The sequence below is a fragment of the Amphritea sp. genome (assembly GCF_016744155.1).
Taxonomy (GTDB): domain Bacteria; phylum Pseudomonadota; class Gammaproteobacteria; order Pseudomonadales; family Balneatricaceae; genus Amphritea.
Map to the genome: position 1 here is coordinate 24,205 of NZ_JADGEW010000007.1, position 18,195 is coordinate 42,399.

At 48.4% G+C, this 18,195-nt stretch carries 15 protein-coding genes; 11 read left to right on the plus strand and 4 right to left on the minus strand.

Features of this window, described 5'->3' with window-relative positions; translation table 11 throughout:
* The first annotated feature begins 199 nt into the window (after positions 1 to 199).
* The 8 genes from QZZ54_RS07815 to QZZ54_RS07850 all read left to right on the plus strand — a co-directional run bounded on the left by QZZ54_RS07815 (position 200) and on the right by QZZ54_RS07850 (position 10,239).
* Positions 200 to 1,309: a YCF48-related protein gene (locus QZZ54_RS07815; protein ID WP_290701183.1), complete on the plus strand. Its 1,110-nt coding sequence runs from the start codon at positions 200 to 202 to the stop codon at positions 1,307 to 1,309.
* Positions 1,302 to 3,695 (plus strand): MMPL family transporter, encoded by a 2,394-nt coding sequence (locus QZZ54_RS07820; protein WP_290701188.1) that lies wholly within the window; start codon positions 1,302 to 1,304, stop codon positions 3,693 to 3,695. The genes QZZ54_RS07815 and QZZ54_RS07820 overlap by 8 nt, the downstream gene beginning before the upstream one ends.
* Positions 3,682 to 4,521 (plus strand): universal stress protein, encoded by an 840-nt coding sequence (locus tag QZZ54_RS07825; protein ID WP_290701191.1) that lies wholly within the window; start codon positions 3,682 to 3,684, stop codon positions 4,519 to 4,521. Before QZZ54_RS07820 ends, QZZ54_RS07825 begins: the two co-directional genes overlap by 14 nt.
* A 261-nt stretch (positions 4,522 to 4,782) precedes the next feature.
* The gene (locus tag QZZ54_RS07830; protein WP_290701194.1) at positions 4,783 to 6,582 is read left to right on the plus strand and encodes an acyl-CoA dehydrogenase C-terminal domain-containing protein; all 1,800 of its coding nucleotides are present in this window, start codon (positions 4,783 to 4,785) and stop codon (positions 6,580 to 6,582) included.
* A gap of 156 nt (positions 6,583 to 6,738) precedes the next feature.
* Entirely contained in the window at positions 6,739 to 7,056 is a 318-nt protein-coding gene (locus QZZ54_RS07835) for an SCP2 sterol-binding domain-containing protein (RefSeq protein WP_290701197.1), read from the plus strand.
* Positions 7,057 to 7,207: 151 nt separating this feature from the next.
* Positions 7,208 to 8,860 carry an AMP-binding protein gene (locus tag QZZ54_RS07840; protein WP_290701200.1) on the plus strand — a complete coding sequence of 551 codons (1,653 nt, stop codon included), beginning with the start codon at positions 7,208 to 7,210 and terminating at the stop codon, positions 8,858 to 8,860.
* 25 nt (positions 8,861 to 8,885) lie between these two features.
* Entirely contained in the window at positions 8,886 to 9,443 is a 558-nt protein-coding gene (locus QZZ54_RS07845; RefSeq protein ID WP_290701203.1) for a DUF2889 domain-containing protein, read from the plus strand.
* Positions 9,444 to 9,468: 25 nt separating this feature from the next.
* The gene (locus QZZ54_RS07850; RefSeq protein WP_290701206.1) at positions 9,469 to 10,239 is read left to right on the plus strand and encodes an enoyl-CoA hydratase-related protein; all 771 of its coding nucleotides are present in this window, start codon (positions 9,469 to 9,471) and stop codon (positions 10,237 to 10,239) included.
* A gap of 26 nt (positions 10,240 to 10,265) precedes the next feature.
* Here the strand turns inward: QZZ54_RS07850 and QZZ54_RS07855 are convergent, their stop codons facing one another.
* A complete protein-coding gene (locus tag QZZ54_RS07855; protein WP_290701209.1) occupies positions 10,266 to 10,847 on the minus strand; it encodes a 1-acyl-sn-glycerol-3-phosphate acyltransferase in 582 nt (193 codons plus the stop codon).
* A 353-nt stretch (positions 10,848 to 11,200) separates the two neighbouring features.
* Between QZZ54_RS07855 and fadB the strand changes: the two genes are divergently transcribed.
* From fadB to QZZ54_RS07870, 3 genes are all read left to right on the plus strand, one after another.
* Positions 11,201 to 13,348, plus strand: a complete 2,148-nt coding sequence (fadB, locus tag QZZ54_RS07860; protein ID WP_290701212.1) for a fatty acid oxidation complex subunit alpha FadB — start codon at positions 11,201 to 11,203, stop codon at positions 13,346 to 13,348.
* 13 nt (positions 13,349 to 13,361) lie between these two features.
* Positions 13,362 to 14,540 (plus strand): acetyl-CoA C-acyltransferase FadA, encoded by a 1,179-nt coding sequence (gene fadA, locus QZZ54_RS07865; RefSeq protein ID WP_290701216.1) that lies wholly within the window; start codon positions 13,362 to 13,364, stop codon positions 14,538 to 14,540.
* Between the two features lie 95 nt (positions 14,541 to 14,635).
* The gene (locus QZZ54_RS07870) at positions 14,636 to 15,244 is read left to right on the plus strand and encodes an ACP phosphodiesterase (protein WP_290701218.1); all 609 of its coding nucleotides are present in this window, start codon (positions 14,636 to 14,638) and stop codon (positions 15,242 to 15,244) included.
* Here the strand turns inward: QZZ54_RS07870 and QZZ54_RS07875 are convergent.
* The 3 genes from QZZ54_RS07875 to msrB form a co-directional block, all read right to left on the minus strand.
* Positions 15,241 to 16,362 (minus strand): hypothetical protein, encoded by a 1,122-nt coding sequence (locus QZZ54_RS07875; protein WP_290701220.1) that lies wholly within the window; start codon positions 16,360 to 16,362, stop codon positions 15,241 to 15,243. The two genes, QZZ54_RS07870 and QZZ54_RS07875, sit on opposite strands and share 4 nt — an antisense overlap.
* Positions 16,363 to 16,547: 185 nt before the next feature.
* A complete protein-coding gene (locus QZZ54_RS07880) occupies positions 16,548 to 16,922 on the minus strand; it encodes a hypothetical protein (RefSeq protein ID WP_290701222.1) in 375 nt (124 codons plus the stop codon).
* A gap of 109 nt (positions 16,923 to 17,031) precedes the next feature.
* Complete coding sequence (msrB, locus tag QZZ54_RS07885) at positions 17,032 to 18,195, minus strand: peptide-methionine (R)-S-oxide reductase MsrB (protein ID WP_290701225.1); 1,164 nt, start codon at positions 18,193 to 18,195, stop codon at positions 17,032 to 17,034.

The window sequence follows — 18,195 nt, forward strand, 5'->3', positions numbered from 1 at the left end:
ATTGTATTGATCTGGGAAGCTTGTTTCCTGATGCTGGCAGAAAATGTCAATAATCTTGCTAGTATTTGCTATTGAGCCATTGACCGTTTTTGTTAATGATTTACACCCTTTTTGACCTTTCTTTCGACCTGGCTGGCTGACATGCTAGTTATTCAGAAAGAAACGTAATTCCTGAATAATGATAATAACTGGGAATAGTATGCTTCAGAATCGACCGGTAATACGCTGTTTATTGTTAGCTGTAGCTCTTTTTGGAGCCAGTTTTTCTATGGTCTCAGTTGCGGACCGGCTGAGTGTTCCTGCTTTAACAACCTTTAGGGCTGATCAGACATTGCTGCTGGATGTTGCAATTGCTGGAGATCAGCTGATTGCCGTTGGAGATCAGGGAACAGTTATTCGTTCCGGTGACGAGGGGCTGACCTGGCAACAACTTAAAACTCCATTTAGTGTGATGCTAACCAGTATTTTTTTTACCGATGAGCAACATGGTTGGCTGGTGGGCCATGATGGGCTTTTGGCTAAAACCGAAGATAGTGGCGTCAGCTGGCGTAAATTGTTGGATGGTGATCAGATTAATCATCTGCGTTTATCCAGATTACAGGCCTGGGTGTCTGAACTGGAAGCTCAGGTGCATGCTGAGCCTGATAATGAAAAGCTTGCTGAGCAATTCGACACCGCACAGTGGCAGGCTGACGATGCTGCTGCAGCTCTGGAAGAAGGGCCTTCTGTACCCCTGTTGGATATTTGGTTTGCAGATGATCAACGGGGGTTTGCTTTAGGCGGCTATGGTCTGCTGTTGAAAACCGATGACGCAGGTGAAAGCTGGCAGTATTGGGGAGATCGCCTTGATAATCCGGATAGTTTTCATCTGAACGCTATGACCGCCGATCATCGTGGCTACCTGTATATTATTGGCGAAGCAGGGCTACTGTTTCGCTCTGTGGATCAGGGAGAGCATTGGGAGCGTCTGGATTCTCCCTATGATGGCTCTTTATTCGCGATTACCGAATATCAAGATAACTTGTATCTGATGGGGTTGCGAGGGCACCTTTATCGTTCAGTGGATGGTTTGGAGTGGCAAGCGATTGATACAGGCTTTAGCGCCTCTCTGGTTGGTGCTGTTGCGAGTAAAGATAGGCTTGTTTTGCTAGGACACGGTGGTTTAGTGGTTCAGAGTCGAGACGGAAAGCGGTTCTCCCGGGTAGATTCTGGCAGTAGGCGGTCCATCAGTGCTGGAGCAGGCTTGCCGGGGAAGTATGTTCTAGTGGGAGAAGGCGGAGTGCGGACCCTGGAGGCTGATAATGAATAAGCTATCTCAACTCTTATTGGCGCCGATTAAAGCCTCCGAAGAATTTGCTGAACGTTTTCTGTTTCATCGACGCATTCTGGTACTGGTGGTTTTCTCCTTTATAACGCTCTTTCTTGCCTGGCAGGCGACGCAGATTCGCCCGGATGCCAGCTTCGTTAAAATGATTCCCACTTCTCATCCCTATGTTGAGAACTATTTAAAAAACCGTGATGACCTTGCGGGTTTGGGCAACAGTATTCGGGTTGCCGTAGCGGTAAATGAAGGCGATATATTCACCGCAGAGTTTCAGCAAACATTGCAACAAATTACCGATGAACTGTTCTTCATTCCCGGTGTAGATCGTTCAGCATTGAAGTCCATCTGGACTCCTAATGTACGCTGGACAGAAGTAACGGAAGAGGGGTTTGTTGGCGGCCCGGTGATCCCGGCTGAATACGATGGTTCTTCAGAAACGCTTGAGCAAGTGCGGGTTAATGTATTGCGCTCTGGGCAGGTAGGCCGCCTGGTGGCGAATGATTTCCGTTCGGCAATTGTCCAGGTGCCGCTGTTTGATAAGCACCCGGATACCGGTGAAAAACTTAATTATCAGGAGCTTTCCCAGCAGCTTGAAAGCCTCATCCGGGACAAATACACCTCAGACAGCATCAGTATTCATATCACCGGTTTTGCCAAAGTTGTCGGCGACCTGATCGAAGGCGCAGCTCAGGTTGCAGTGTTCTTCGGCATTGCGATGGTAATTACCCTGGTTCTCCTCTATCTCTATTCGAGAAGTATTACGGGTACTTTGGTACCGCTGGGTTGTTCAGTGATTGCGGTTATCTGGCAGCTGGGGCTATTGAAACTATTGGGTTATGGGTTGGACCCGTATTCTATGCTGGTGCCATTTCTGGTGTTTGCAATCGCGGTAAGTCATGGTGTGCAGATTGTTAATACTATTGCGCAGGAAAGCGCCCGGGGTGCTGACAGCTGGCTTGCCGCCCGGCGGGCCTTTCGGGCGCTATATATTCCGGGATTAACGGCGCTTTTGTCGGATGGTCTCGGTTTTATCACCCTTATCGTTATTGAAATTCAAGTGATTCAGGATTTGGCGATTGCCGCCTCTCTGGGTGTCGCTGTGATTATTTTGACGAACCTGTTTTTGTTGCCAGTGATTATGTCGCTGGTGGGGATTGGTGATCATGCCACTCAGCGGGCGCGTCGGGCAGAGCAAAATCATAATAGCTTTTGGCGAAAGTTGACCTGGTTTTCACAGCCTAAGGGAGCTTTGTTTGCGGTTGCAGTCGCTTTGTTGCTGTTAATGGGTGGGTTGTATCAGGGGCAAAATCTGCAGATAGGTGATCTGGACACGGGCGCTCCAGAGCTGCGGCAGGACTCCCGCTATAACACCGATAATCGCTTCATCACAGAGAACTACTCTACTTCAAGTGATATCTTCGTGGTGATGGTTACCACAGAGGCAGAGCAGTGTTCCAGTTTTGCTTCATTGGCGCTGGTGGATCGGTTTCAGTATTACCTGACCAATATTGAGGGGGTTCAGTCGAGTGTATCGTTAGTCGATGTTTCTAAACGAGTAACCGCTGGGCTAAATGAAGGTAGTTTGAAGTGGCGTACGGTCAGTCGTAATCAGCTGGTTATTAATGCGTCGCTGTCATACGTGCCTGCTGGACTGATGAATCCCTCCTGCTCATTATTGCCGGTGATAATCTTTCTGGATGACCACAAAGCGGCAACGCTGGAGCGGTTGACTGCGGCGGTTGAACAGTTTGCAGCAGCGAACGATTCGGAAGAGATTAACTTTGAAATGGCCGCCGGTAATTCAGGATTTGAAGCGGCAACTAATGAGGTGATCGGAACCGCTCAATACCAAATGCTGGCATGGGTATATGGGGTTGTGGGGTTACTCTGCTTATTGACTTTCCGTTCTTTGAAAACTCTGGTCTGTATTATCGCGCCGCTGGCACTGACTTCGATACTCTGTCAGGCACTGATGGCGAGTATGGGAATCGGTGTGAAAGTAGCCACCCTTCCGGTTATCGCTCTGGGGGTCGGTATCGGAGTGGATTACGGTATCTATATCTACTCTAAAATGAATACCTACCTGGTGCAGGGGCTTCCCCTCAAAGAGGCCTATTTAAATACCCTTGAAACCACTGGAAAATCGGTTGCTTTTACCGGTCTGACCTTGGCGATTGGAGTAGTGCTCTGGGTGCTTTCGCCAATTAAATTTCAGGCTGATATGGGGATCTTGCTTACCTTTATGTTCCTGTGGAATATGTTGGGTGCCCTGATTTTGCTTCCTGCTCTGGCATGTCTTCTTAATTGTGGCCCGGCTTCCGGGTCTAAACAGCCAATAAGCTCTGACCTGGAGGTAAATGATGTTGTTTAATAAACAGCTATTGCTGGTTATGGATCAACAGGATCAAGCCTGTCTGGCGCTGCAGCGCAGCCGATTAATTGCTAGCCGTCTGAACTGCTCGATTGAAATTGTTTGGGTAGGTGATGATGCAGAGAAAGCCAGTCAGCTGGCTACTCAGCTGGAATCGGAGGGGATTACAGCATCATTTCGTTGTACGCCTAAGTCTAAGTTACTGAAATTACTTGAAAGGCTTTGGGTTAAGCAGCGCTTTGGTTTGCTGATAAAAAGCTGTGACCCTCGTAAAAGTGGTTTTATGACCTCATTGGATGGACAGATTCTACGAGATCTTCCCTGTCCGGTATTGATGGTTAAGCATGATCATCTCTGGCATGAGGGCGTTGTAATGGCGGCGGTGAATCCCCTGACGACAGATCAGCATCAGCAACAACTTAACGATGATCTGCTGAAAGTGGCGGCCCAGATAGCACAGGTGACCGATTCTAGTTTGGCCGGGGCGGTCGCTTGTCCCTCGCCAATGATGGGTGCAGATCCTCAGTCGCAGTCTACAGCTTTGATAGAGAAGCAGGCCCGGGGGGCAATGGAGTTGCTGTTGTCTCAGTTGAAGTTGGGTGCCGAGGCTTTAGCGGTGGGAGAAGGGCCTGCAGAACACTGGATTCCTAAGGCAGCTGACGAGCTTGAAGCCAGGTTGGTGGTGATTGGGACCCGGGCTCATGGCGGATTGAAAGGGGCGTTACTCGGTAATACCGCTGAGCGGATCTTGCCGCGGCTAGACTGCGATATTTTAGTTCTACGCGCGGGGTTCTCTGAAGGATTGGTGCCTATCCTTAAGCAGTAAGGAAGGTTATGTCTACAATTAAAGCCCGCATTTGCGGGCTTTTTTGTTAATAAAACTAAACTTCGTGCTGTTTTATATCTTATTGATTTTAATGGGTAAGTTTTAATTTTAGTATGCTTTGGATTTTTGTGTCAGTAAAGTTGAAAGCTTTTGTTATTGGTTAAGTCGGACGCTTAATAGATCCTAGATCTATCATATTAATAACAATAGATATCTGTATTACATATACAGATAGCGTTACAGGTCAACCGAGGTGTAAGCATGCCAGATTATAAAGCGCCCCTGAGGGATATTCAGTTTGTACTGGATGAGATGCTGGAGAGTGAGCAGCACTATAAGAGCCTGCCAGGCTGTGAGGAAGCGACTCCGGATATGTTGAGCGCTATTCTGGAAGAGGGTGCGAAATTTTCAGAGCGGGTGCTGGCGCCTTTGAATTCAGTAGGTGACCGTGAAGGTTGTCAGCTGAATGAAGGCGAAGTAACAACACCAAAAGGATTTAAGGAAGCTTATCAACAGTTTGTAGAGGGCGGTTGGCCATCGCTGGCACATGATCCTAAGTGGGGTGGCCAGGGGTTACCTGAATCGGTCGGCATCATATTGAACGAGCTGGTAGGTACTGCCAACTGGTCATGGAGTATGTATCCGGGGCTGAGTCACGGGGCGATGAATACCATTGAGGCCCATGGAACCGATGATCAGAAGCAGACCTACCTGACCAAACTTATCAGTGGTGAGTGGACTGGCACTATGTGTCTGACAGAATCTCACTGTGGCACCGATCTGGGGATGTTGAGAACTAAGGCAGAACCTCAGGTTGATGGTAGCTATAAGGTTAGTGGCACTAAGATCTTTATCTCCGCGGGTGAGCACGATATGGCTGAGAATATTGTTCATATTGTATTAGCCAGGCTACCGGATGCTCCAGCAGGTACCAAAGGAATTTCTCTGTTTATTGTGCCTAAGTTCCTCCCGGAGGATAGCGGCAATATTGGTGAGCGGAACAGCCTCAGTTGTGGTGCCCTGGAACATAAAATGGGTATCCATGGTAATGCTACCTGTGTGATGAACTTTGATGGGGCTACCGGCTACCTTATCGGCGAGCAGAACAGGGGTCTGAACTGTATGTTCACCTTTATGAATACTGCGCGTATTGGCACCGCTTTGCAGGGACTGGCACACACCGAGTGGGGGTATCAGAATTCCCTGGCCTATGCCCGGGATCGTTTGCAGATGCGCGCCTTAAATGGCCCTGCATGTCCGGATAAGGCAGCGGACCCTATTATTGTGCATCCAGATGTTCGGCGTATGTTGCTAACCCAGAAAGCTTTTGCTGAGGGAGGCAGGGCACTGATCTATTACTGTGCTCAGTTAGTGGACAAGGCGGGTTTGACCTCCGATGAGAGTGAGCGTCAGGAAGCAGAAACACAATTAGCCTTCCTGACTCCGATAGCTAAAGCCTTTCTGACTGAAACCGGTTTTGAATCTGCTAACCAGGGGCTACAGATCTTTGGCGGCCATGGTTATATCAGTGAGTGGGGTATGGAACAGAATGTTCGTGATAGTCGTATCTCCATGCTATACGAAGGCACAACCGGTATTCAGGCGCTCGATCTGCTAGGGCGAAAAGTACTGATGACTCAAGGCGAGTCTCTGAAATCCTTTACTAAGGTGATACATAAATTCTGTGAATCACAGGCTGAGAATAAGTCGATGCAAGGGTTTATCAATCCTTTGGCTCGCTTAAACCAGGAATGGGCTGATCTGACCATGCGTGTCGGTATGAAAGCGATGCAAAATCGTGAAGAGGTAGGCGCGGCATCGGTGGATTATCTGATGTATTCGGGCTATATCACTATGGCATATCTTTGGGCTCGGATGGCTGTAACCGCGCAGGAAAAACTGGCTGAGGGCGAGGGTGATGGGGCTTTCTATGCCGCTAAAATAAAGACCGCCCGATTCTACTTTGAACGCATCCTGCCCCGTACGCTGACACTGGAAGCAACCATCGATTCTGGCGCAGATAATTTGCTAGAAATGGATGAAGCAGAGTTCTCTTTCTAATCAGCGATAAGAATAAGCATTGAATAATAGACTATGAAGTTACTTCGAACCGCAGCAGGTCGGGCTACAGTTTCCGGCCTGCTAAATTTAAATTACAGACTTCGACGATTGATTTCCCCCGAATCGACGTCGGCAATAAAGAATATGGAGACAACGATGTCAGATACTCAGGCTATGTTTGAGGAGATGGTTGGACGCTTTAGTAGCTCAGCCGCTAACGGTTTAGATGCGGTATTTCAGTATAAGCTGGATGAAGGTGACACTTATTTTGCAGCGATATCCGCAGGGAACTGCGCTCTGGAAAAGGGAGAGCATGACGAACCCAGCGTTGTCTTGTTGATGGATAACCAGACTTTCGGTGAAGTTTTAAGTGGTGAAACTAACGGTATGCAAGCCTTTATGAGCGGCAGGATACGCGCTGAAGGCGATATTATGCTGGCTACCCGGTTGGAAGCGCTCTTTCCTGTTGGTTGATGCCAAAAACGGCATTAAATCATGTTTGTTTCTGATTTAATTAGACTTTTTTGCCTGATCTCTTATGCTGAAGAGATCAGGTTAGGTGTAGAGCTCTACATAGAAAAATGTAAGAACTAATAACAACAATAATAGCTGACAGGGTCTGAAAATGGATCAAAAAGAACGCGCCGGGTCGATTCCAGAAAGCCTGAATCCCCGAGGTTATACAAACCTGGTCGATGCATTTAAGCGGATGGTCAGTGACTATTCAGATCGTCCGGCGTTTACTAGCTTTGGCAACGAGATGAGCTACGGAGAACTTGATCAGCTTTCCGATGCTTTTGCTGTATATCTTCAGCAGGAAACGGATCTGCTACCCGGCGACCGTATCGCTATTCAGCTGCCTAATTTGAATCAGTACCCGGTTGCCCTGTTTGGTGCGTTGAAAGCCGGACTGATCGTGGTGAATACCAACCCACTCTATACCCCCAGAGAACTGGAAAATCAATTTAATGACTCCGGTGCCAAGGCGTTAGTGGTTTACAAAGGGGTTGCCCACAACGTCGATAAGATAATTGCCAATACCGGTATTAAGTATGTTTTCACCACGCAGATTGCCGATCTACATCCCCCCCTTAAACGGATACTAATCAATTCTGTAGTTAAGTATCTGAAAAAAATGGAGCCAGCTTATAACCTACCCGAAGCGGTCGAACTACGGGATGTTATAAATCAGAAAAGAGGTCAGCTGCCAACGCTCATAAAAGCCAAACCGGCTGATATCGCGGTGCTTCAATACACCGGTGGTACTACCGGCGTGTCTAAGGGAGCAATGCTGACCCATGCCAACCTACTGTCGAACTTTCTGCAGGGGGTTAAACTCATTTCCGGCGCTGACGAGTTCTGGGCGGAGAAGGTGGTTGCGCCGTTGCCGCTATACCATATTTACGCTTTCACTATTACGATGGCGGTGTTGGAGTTAGGGGGCAACAATATTCTGATTGCTAATCCCAGGGATATTCCGGGATTTATCAAAGAGCTGCGTCAGCACTCGATCTCAGCTTTTATTGGATTGAACACCCTGTTTGTGGCGATCTGTAATCATAAAGACAGTTCAGCAATCGATTTCAGCCACCTAAAAGTTACGCTGTCCGGAGGCATGGCCCTTACTTTGGATGCGGCTACCGCCTGGGAAAAACTGACCGGATGTCAGGTTCTGGAGGCTTATGGCCTGACTGAAACCTCACCCGCCGTCGCGATGAACCCACCGAAAAATATAAGGGTAGGTACGATCGGGCCTCCTGTTGCAGAAACCGATGTGAAGATTATTGGTGCTGATGGCCAAGCATTGCCAGTAGGTGAGCATGGTGAACTTTGCGTTAAAGGCCCGCAAGTGATGTTGGGTTACTGGCAGAGAGAAAAAGCCACCGCCAGCTGTTTTACTGATGATGGTTATTTTATTACCGGGGATATCGCTGTACAGGAAATAGATGGTTATCTGCGCATCGTTGACCGGGCCAAAGATATGATCAATGTATCCGGTTTTAACGTCTACCCTAATGAAATTGAAGATATTGTTACCCTGCACCCTGAAGTAGTCGAATGTGCTGCAATTGGTGAGCCTGATCCCCACAGCGGCGAGGTAGTGAAACTCTTTATTGTGGCTAAGGGGGAGGTCAGTACCCAAGAGATTCGTGCTTGGTGTAAGGAGCGTCTAACGCCCTATAAAGTGCCAAAAATTGTTGAGTTTACCGATGAATTACCTAAATCCAATGTGGGGAAAGTGCTTCGTCGCATGCTCCGTAGTGAGAAGTCAGTTTGAGCCTCTGTTGGCTGGGTAAACCGTTATGACAGAGTTCAGTTCCCTGTCTAAACCTGCACCGCGAAAGTTACAACACCAGCGTTCAGTCGAATGTTGTGCATACCTTCGTGACGACGGTTTGTGGGATGTCGAAGCGCGAATGACCGACATAAAAGCAGAGACTGTGCCGCTACCCCGAGGGGGGGAAGTCCCCGCTGGCGAGGCTTTTCATGATCTGGGGCTGCGGATCACCTTGGATCAGCGGTTGCTGATTCACAGAGTGGAGGCTTTTATTGAGGCTTCCCCTTTTCCTACCTGCGCTAGAATTACTGAGTCATTTGGCCAGCTTGAAGGAACCCGCATAGGCCCAGGTTGGCACCGGGAATGTAAAGCGCTAACCGGTGGGTTTCGTGGATGTACCCACTTGAATGAGTTGCTGCCCGTAATCGCGACTACTGCGATTCAGGCGGTTTGGCCAAACAGTGATCTTGAAGTGATGAAGCTGGGGGCCTCGTTGATGGTTAACAGTTGTCATAGCTGGGCGCAGAACAGCGAAGTGATACAGGACCTGCTGCCTGAATATTATCGCCCTGAGCTACCCTGATAATTAAATAACATAGGAGTAAATTGTGAGCGAGCATCTAAATGTCACAACCCGGGATCGGATTTGTCAGATTTTACTGAATCGTCCGGATAAGAAAAATGCCCTGACGATGGCGATGTATGAAGGCTTAACCCAGGCATTAAAGGATGCTGACGCTAATCCGGAGGTTAGAGTTATTTTGCTGGGGTCTACCGGTGACAGCTTCTGTTCGGGTAATGATATTGGTGATTTTATTGGCGCTATTAATTCCCCTAATGCAGTACAGGCTCCGTTGCAGTTTCTGCAAACTATCTCATCACTGGCTAAGCCCATTGTGGCGGTTGTGCCAGGTGTAGCCGTCGGGATTGGGGTCACTATGTTGCTCCATTGTGATCTGGTTATTGCCAGTGATCAAGCCAGTTTTCAGCTACCTTTTGCCCGTCTGGGATTGGTGCCGGAAGGCGGAGCGAGTCTGATCTTGCCGCAGTTGGTAGGGCACCGAAGGGCATTTGAGCTGTTAGTGATGGGAGAGTCCTTTAGTGCTGCTACCGCCAGCGACCTGGGGATAATAAACCGTGTGGTGATGCACAATAGTTTGCAGGACCTGTCGATATTGGAAGCGGGCAAGCTGGCCGCCTTGGCCCCCGATGCAGTGCGGCAGAGTAAAGCGATGATACGCAATATTACTCAGTCCCAATTACAGGAAGTTCTATTAGCGGAAGTGGAGCAGTTTGCTGCCCGCCTGAAATCAGCAGAAGCGATGGAAGCTCTACAGGCGTTTATGCAAAAGCGGGAACCGGACTTTTCGCGTTTTTAAATCCCCGGAAACCATTTTATGGCTGCTTAATACTTATTACCTTTGTGGCGCAGTAGTAGGTCGCCATAAAGGGATTTGATTTCAGCTATATCCTTTTCGGCATCACCGCAGGTAATAAAACTGCGGTAGATACCCGCCCGGCGAGTTTTCCAATCTATATAGGCCGTCAATATTGGAACATCGGCCTGATGGGCGATATGGTAAAAACCGGTCTTCCACTCATCAACCTGAGAACGAGTTCCTTCAGGTGCAATAACCAGATAAAGATGCTCTGCATCGTTAAACTGAGATGCCGCCTGGGCAACCACATTAAGTGATTTTGATCGATCGATCGGGATGCCTCCCATCCACATCATCAGCTGCCGGAAAGGGAATTTAAAAATCTGAACCTTACCCATCCAGTAAATAGGCATGTCCTGACTGAAGCCTAGCATCAGCGCATAGGGAAGGTCCCAATTACTGGTATGAGGTGCGCCAATCAGTACCCCTTTATCTACACCTTCAATAGCTGAAAAGTCCAGCTGCCAGCCTTTCAGTTTAAAAAACTTACGGGAGAGCCAGCGCAGTGGGGGTTTGAAAAAAGGGCTGTCAAAAATAGTTGAGTGCATACAGGGCTTACTGAATTATTGGCGGTCTTTCAAAGCATTGTAGAGTTATTTAGCTAAATCGGATACGCAGTGGCTGCTAGCTGGGCTTTAAATCATAGTTAAAACGTCTATGGCATTTTAAATGCGCTTAAATGTTATTTTTTATGCCTGTTTAACTCGATGATTCTGAAGGGCTTATTGGTAATGTGGCCTTTTTTGTTACTGAATAAGGTATTTTTTGTTATTGCTGGAAAATAACCTGCGACTAGTATTAGAAAGTCTGAACTGTGCGTATCTCTATCTGCATTTTTTCTAGAAGCAGTCCGCCGCACGGAAGAGGGTTAACAATAATTATCCTAAGTATGGAGTGCACCATGCAATTTGAAGGTAAGGCTATTCAAGTTCAGAAGATTGATAGCGGCTTATATGAGCTGATATTTGATCTTAAGACTGAACCGGTGAATAAGTTTAATCAGCTTACCCTGAGTGAACTGAAAGATGCTGTTACACAGCTGAGTGCTGTTGAAGATATTAAAGGGGTGCTGTTTAGTAGTGCCAAAGAGAGCTTTATTGTTGGCGCTGATATTACCGAGTTTAGCTCGCTGTTTGGCCAGGGTGAAGCGGAGCTGATTGAAAAGCTGCTGGAAAATCATGCCATCTTTAGCGCAGTGGAAGATCTTCCTTGCCCTACCGTGGTTGCGATTAATGGCCTCGCTCTGGGTGGCGGTTTTGAGCTTTGTCTGGCCGCTGACTATCGGGTGATGGGTGAAAAGGCCAAAGTGGGCTTGCCGGAAGTTAAGTTAGGTATTAATCCAGGTTGGGGAGGTATTGTCCGTCTGCCACGCCTGATTGGTATTGATAATGCTCATGAGTGGATCTGTACCGGTGTTGAGAAGCGCGCAGCGGCAGCGTTGAAGGATGGTGCGGTAGATGCCGTAGTGGCGCAGGAGCGGGTGCGTGAGGCGGGATTAGACCTGCTGCGCCAGTGTGCAGAGGGTAAATTCGATTATTTGTCGCGTCGGACAGAGAAACAGAGCCCGGTAAAGCTTAATCAGATTGAACAGATGATGGCGTTTGAAACCGCCAAAGGGATGATCGGTGCAAAAGCAGGGCCTCATTATCCGGCGCCTTTACAAGCAGTTAAAACTATTCAGAAATCCTGTGGCATGAGTCGTGACCAGGCAATCGTTGCAGAAGTTAAAGGGGTCGCTAAACTGGCCTCCGGCCCGGTAGTGAAAGCGCTGGTCGGACTGTTTATGAAAGATCAGTACGTTAAGAAAGTCAGCAAAGGCCATGCGGCTAAGGGTGCGAAAGTCAATCAGGCCGCCGTACTGGGTGCCGGTATTATGGGTGGAGGAGTGGCTTACCAGTCCGCATCGAAAGGTGTGCCTATCCTGATGAAAGATATCAATGAAGCCGCCATTCAACTAGGTCTGGATGAGGCTAATAAACTGTTAGCGGGTCAGCTGAAGCGTGGCCGCACTGATGCGGCTAAGATGGCAGCAACGATTAACCGGATTCGACCAACCCTGAGTTACGGTGATTTTGGCAATGTTGACCTAGTCGTTGAAGCGGTTGTCGAGAACCAGAAAGTGAAGCAGATGGTGCTGGCTGAAGCTGAGACCCATATTGCTGATGATGCTGTGCTGGCATCAAATACTTCTACTATCTCAATTAACGCACTGGCGAAGTCTCTGAAACGGCCGGAAAACTTCTGCGGAATGCATTTCTTTAATCCGGTTCATAAAATGCCGCTGGTGGAAGTTATTCGTGGAGAAAAGACCTCGGATGAAACCATTGCTCGTACAGTGTCTTTCGCGACCGCCATGGGAAAAACCCCGATCGTGGTTAATGACTGTCCTGGATTTTTAGTCAATCGGGTACTGTTTCCCTACTTTGGTGGCTTCAGTGGTTTATTGCAGGATGGAGCAGATTTCCGCAACGTAGATAAAGTGATGGAAAGATTTGGCTGGCCAATGGGCCCTGCATATCTGTTGGATGTTGTAGGTATCGATACCGCGCATCATGCGGATCAGGTGATGGCTGCAGGCTTCCCTGAGCGGATGTCCCATGAAGGGGAGTCGGTGATTGATCGGATGTACTCACTGGATCGCTTTGGCCAGAAAAATAGTAAAGGCTTCTTTCGCTACGAGCTGGATCGTAGAGGTAAGCTGGCCAAGCTGGCGGATGATGAAGTGGATTCTTTATTGGCAAGCTGTGTGGGTGCTTCTCAAGAGTTTACCGATCAGACAATCATTGAGCGGATGATGATCCCTCTGTGCATCGAAACAGTTCGCTGTCTGGAGGAGGGTATTGTTGCTTCACCGGCAGAGGCGGATATGGCGATGATTTACGGTATCGGCTTCCCTCCGTTCAGAGGTGGTGTATTCCACTATCTAGATGAGATGGGCCTGGCAGCGTTCTGTGAGATGGCTGCGAAGTATGAAGAGTTGGGGCCGCTGTACCAGCCAACTGAAAAGATGCAACAGATGGCCGCCAACGCCACTAAGTACTTTAACTGAGGAGGGATCGAAGATGAGTTTGAATCCAAATGATGTTGTCATCGTCGATGCAGTACGTACCCCCATGGGTAAGTCCAAAGGCGGTTCCTTCCGTAATGTCCGGGCTGAAGCGCTGTCTGCCCGAGTAATGAATGGATTATTGGAACGTAATCCGAATGTTAACCCTGCTGAGATCGAAGATGTTATCTGGGGTTGTGTGAATCAGACCAAAGAGCAGGGGTTTAATATTGGCCGTAATGCAGCTGTCCTGGCAGGGCTGCCCCACAGCGTGGCTGCTCAGACACTTAACCGTTTGTGTGGCTCGTCTATGGCGGCACTGCATACAGCGGCTCAGGCGATTATGAGCGGTAACGGTGACCTGTTTATGGTCGGTGGTGTCGAGCATATGGGGCACCTGGATATTATGCATGGTGTTGATATCAATCCGGAGATGAGTAAGCAGGTAGCGAAGGCCGCGATGATGATGGGTCTTACCGCTGAGATGCTCGGTAAGATGAATATGGTTAGCCGGGAAGAGCAGGACGCCTTTGGTGCCCGTTCTCACCGCTTGGCAGATGAAGCCCGTCGCGAAGGCCGCTTTGATAATGAGATCGTTGCTGTTGAAGGCCATGATGTGAATGGCTTTAAAATTCTGCTGGAACAGGATGAGGTGATTCGTCCTGAGACAACCGTGGAGGCCCTTGCATCGCTGAAGCCAGTCTTTGTACCGAAAGTGGGTACGGTAACAGCAGGAACTTCCTCAGCCTTTTCTGATGGTGCATCGGCGATGCTGATGATGTCGGCGGCCAAAGCTCAGGCGCTGGGGCTCAAGCCAAGAGCAAAGATTCGCTCGATGGCGGTGGCAGGCTGTGATCCTTCTATCATGGGTTATGGGCCTGTTCCTGCGACTCAGAAAGCATTGAAGCGTGCCGGGCTACGTATTGAGGATATCGATTATGTCGAACTCAACGAGGCCTTTGCTGCTCAGGGTCTTGCGGTACTGAAAAACCTCAAACTGATAGATCAGATGGAGGAGAAGGTTAACCTTAACGGTGGTGCTATCGCACTGGGTCATCCGTTAGGTTGCTCCGGTACCCGGATCTCCACCACGTTGCTGAATGTGATGGAACAGAACAACGGCACATTAGGTCTTGCGACTATGTGCATCGGCATGGGACAGGGTATTGCTACTGTTTTCGAACGACTAAACTGAGCCTGATTCATCCGGGTAAGTAACTACCCGGATTGCCGCTTAAGTAAAAACCCCGGATACTGCGTATTATCGCTTTTGTATTCGGGGTTTTTTATTTGAATTTCTTTGCGCATTTAGTACTGGCCGAACAGACGGTTGAATCCCGTGTAGGCAACCTGTTGGGTGACTTTGCCCGTGGCGTTGATCAACAGAGCCTTTCTGCTGAAGTGCTGCAGGGACTAATAAACCACCGACGTGTCGATCAGTTTACGGATCAGCATTCGCAGGTTTTACAGATGAAGCGTAGTTTTACAGCGCAAAGGCGACGCTTTGCGGGTATCGCACTGGATGTTCTGTTTGACCATTTTCTGATAAAGCACTGGCAGCTATTCAGCGAACAACCTAAAAAACAGGTGATCGATGATCTGTACCGGGATCTGCTGGCGGGTCAGTCAGTCATGCCGGAACGGATGCAACAGGTTACCCAGAAAATGGTTGAAGGGGATTGGTTCAGGGCTTATGAAACACTGGACGGTGTTGCTTATGCGTTGGAGCGTGTTGCTGGAAGAATACGTTTCAGCAATAACTTTGGCGGAGTGGGGGAGGAGCTTGCGCTGCACTACCCCCAATTCGAGATCGGCTTTAAGCTCTTTCTCCCCGACCTTATTGAGCGTTTTTCGTCACCCTATATTCTGGATGGGAAAGTCGGTGAGAAAACCTGCTAGTTTTTGCGTTGTGCCAGTCGATCCTGCAGAGAGCTTATCAGCTCCTGCTTCCCCTGACTGGGTTGGCCCTTGGCAGGTATAGCTATTTTGCGATAAAGAGCAATGCTATGGGCTATCTTTTGTTCCTTGTCTAACCCTGCGTGTTCCTTGAAACGCACACCGGATGAAACTTTTTCAGTTACTGCTAATCCTGCAGTGCTGCCCTTTTGTTCCTGCTTCATTAGAGAAATGTCTGAACTCAGTTTTATATCTCTGTCGAGCTCTAGCCGGGTTTCCTTTAAGGAGGCTGTAGGTTTTTTCAGCGACAGACTACCTGTGCGGCCCATTGCAGACTTAGGCTTTGCTGTAGGCTTGGTTTTACGCATGCCCTGAGCTCTGGCATCGATGCGTGACATGACATCCGCCATCTCTCGAGCTTCAGCTTTTTGACGCACAATTTTTTCGGCTTCGCGGGACTCACGTTCCTGCTCAATCTTTTCCTTGATCAGTTTTTCCTGTTTAGCAGAAGCAACTTTGCCTACAGCTAATTTAGGTGTTGCAGAGGTGCTGGTTGGCTTCACCGTTTTAGTCTTTGCCTTAACGGTTTTGCTACGCTTACGGGAGTCCATTTTGGCAAGCACTTTAGCCATCTCCAGCGTTTCCTTTCGCTCCCTGGCAATTCTTGCTTCCAGCTCTGCGTCCCGCTTTTGAGCAAGCAGTTTCAGATCGGTTTCACTCGGATTTGAAACCGGGGTAGTTGAGCTTTTCTTATCGCCTTGTAATTGCGCTTTTTGTTCAGCTTCTTCAAGCAGGGCTAAAGCTGCCTTCCGCTCGCCGGCACTTTGACGGTGGGCTTTACTGGGCTTGGGTTTAGTAATCAGGCCTTGCAGGCTTTTGCCGTCAAAGGTTTCCATTGCATCGGCAGTGAGTTCCCGCGCTTCGCTCAGATTATCAGCGAATCCCCATTCGGTAAAAGTAAAGCAGTTAGCCCCCGAGCTACGGATGTCTTCGTAGAGCTCGGCTTCTACACCGGATTCTGCGGCGATCAGCAAGGTTTCCCAATGGTGGTCTATATCATTACGGGTTGAGCCCACATAGACTTGATTTGAAACTGTGTTGGTAATGGTAAAAATGATCAAGGGTTTACTCGGTGTCACTGAAAAAAGAGGGCATATTATAGAGGTCGAAACGGCAAAGGTAAGACTTGAAATTTAGTTTTTTTTCCGGCCTGAAATAAGTCATTGGTATTATAGCCATGAGAATAGTTTTCCGGTTAGACATTAGGGATGTATGGCGAGACTAAAAACTGTTGGATAATCAAGGTTCAACGGCTTAGCTGGGCGATTATTTCAGCCAGTTGTTTATACTCAGAGTAGGTTTCGACTGTCGGCTTACGCAGAGAATAAGGTACTTTAGCCAGACCGTTTATTTTGCCCTCAGGCAGTATCTGTTGCCATGCTGCTTTGAACTGCTGATCCCGGTCCAGTAGTTGCTGGCATGGGGAGCTGCTCCAGATCTGATTTAGTTCAGTACTTTTTTGGGCTTGAATCAGGCAAGCATTGATCAAAGGGCGCTGCTTGAGAATATAAACCGCAGCGGATCGTGGGTCCTCCAATTGCATGCTGAAGGCCGCTGGCGCGGCACAGGTCAGAATCAGAGGTAGTGCCAGAAATAATGTCAGAGGTTGAAATACGGACAAACTGCGGCTCCTGATATATCTTCAAGTAATACCTGTAGCCAACAGTTTATCCTATTTTCAAAGAATCGCTCAGTCCTGTGTCTTAAAAACCTTTATAAGTCAGCCGCCGTTACTCGCTAAGCAAGCTTAGTAGCTCTGCATATCCGGCATCCGCCATCTCTTCCCGGGGGATAAAACGAAGCGATGCTGAGTTGATACAGTAACGCAGTCCTGTAGGTTTTGGACCATCATTGAACAGGTGTCCCAAATGAGAGTCGGCATATTGGCTGCGTACTTCGGTCCGGCTCATAAAGAACTTTGTATCACTATGCTCTGAAATTGAAGCTGGGGATATAGGTCGGGAAAAACTTGGCCAGCCGGTACCGGACTTAAATTTATCCTTTGATGAAAATAGCGCCTCACCGCTGACAATATCAACGTAGATGCCTTCTCGCTTCTCGTTCCAGAATTTATTTTGATAGGCACGTTCAGTGCTATCTTGCTGAGTGACCTCATATTGCAAGTCGGTCAGGCTGTTACGTAATTCTTGGTCAGTAGGCTTTTTGAACGATTTTAACCGCTCATTGATGCTTATATCAGTTTTATCAGAATCTATTTTTTGGCCGCGGCCAAACTGTGTAAAGTCGGGGTGCAACTGATCGCCCCAGGTTTTTTCCAGATACTGATCGCGGCCTGAGTTAAAACGGTAGTACTTATACCTGATGGAATTACGTTTGTAATAGTCCTGATGATAATCCTCGGCCGGGTAGAAAACGGTTAATTGAGTGAGTTCGGTCGCGAGTGGCTTGCTGTAACGTCCTGAGGCAGCGAGTGCGGCCATAGATTCTTCAGCTAACATACGTTGTTGGTCATTATGAAAAAACACCGCTGGGCGGTATTGTGTACCCCTGTCGACAAAAGAACCTTTGCCGTCAGTTGGATCCATCTGTCTCCAGAGCGACTGCAGTAAACCGTCGTAGGTGATAACTTGAGGATCATAGTAAACTTGAACCGCTTCAGTATGTCCGGTGGAGCCTGAAGAGACTTGGCCATAGGTAGGATTTTTTTCCTGTCCACCGGCATAACCAGAGATCGCTTCTTTTACCCCGGGAAGTTTTTCAAATCCAGATTCTGTACACCAGAAACAACCTCCGGCAAAGGTGGCGACCTTTAAACCCTGCTGTTGCAAGTCAGATCGAAGAACCTGATCAGGGTTAGTAGTAGGGCTGGCAATGACGGTGACCACGCTCACACCTGTCAGTAGAGCCAGTGCTATGGCTATCTTCATCTTCAT